The organism is Chryseobacterium sp. SIMBA_029 (assembly GCF_046535275.1).
In the GTDB taxonomy this organism is placed as follows: domain Bacteria; phylum Bacteroidota; class Bacteroidia; order Flavobacteriales; family Weeksellaceae; genus Chryseobacterium.
This window is the reverse complement of record NZ_JAWRXA010000051.1, coordinates 1-413: the sequence shown is the minus strand read 5'-3', so window position 1 is coordinate 413 and position 413 is coordinate 1. Positions and strand designations below refer to the sequence as shown.

The 413-nt window shown below is 54.0% G+C and carries 4 tRNA genes; all 4 read left to right on the top strand.

What is annotated here, in order from left to right:
• The 4 genes from SB679_RS23170 to SB679_RS23155 all read left to right on the top strand — a co-directional run bounded on the left by SB679_RS23170 (nt 1) and on the right by SB679_RS23155 (nt 409).
• Nucleotides 1-73, top strand: a tRNA-Met gene (locus SB679_RS23170).
• Nucleotides 74-112: 39 nt separating this feature from the next.
• Nucleotides 113-185 (top strand) — tRNA-Met (locus tag SB679_RS23165).
• A 39-nt stretch (nt 186-224) separates the two neighbouring features.
• Nucleotides 225-297 (top strand) — tRNA-Met (locus tag SB679_RS23160).
• Between the two features lie 39 nt (nt 298-336).
• Nucleotides 337-409 (top strand) — tRNA-Met (locus SB679_RS23155).
• Nucleotides 410-413: the final 4 nt, after the last annotated feature.

Below are 413 nucleotides of genomic sequence, written 5' to 3'. Positions count from 1 at the left end.
CGCGGGATGGAGCAGTAGGTAGCTCGTCGGGCTCATAACCCGAAGGTCATCGGTTCGAGTCCGGTTCCCGCTACTAAGTTAAGTGCTTTCGGTAAGCACTCTAAAAATACACCGCGGGATGGAGCAGTAGGTAGCTCGTCGGGCTCATAACCCGAAGGTCATCGGTTCGAGTCCGGTTCCCGCTACTAAGTTAAGTGCTTTCGGTAAGCACTCTAAAAATACACCGCGGGATGGAGCAGTAGGTAGCTCGTCGGGCTCATAACCCGAAGGTCATCGGTTCGAGTCCGGTTCCCGCTACTAAGTTAAGTGCTTTCGGTAAGCACTCTAAAAATACACCGCGGGATGGAGCAGTAGGTAGCTCGTCGGGCTCATAACCCGAAGGTCATCGGTTCGAGTCCGGTTCCCGCTACTAA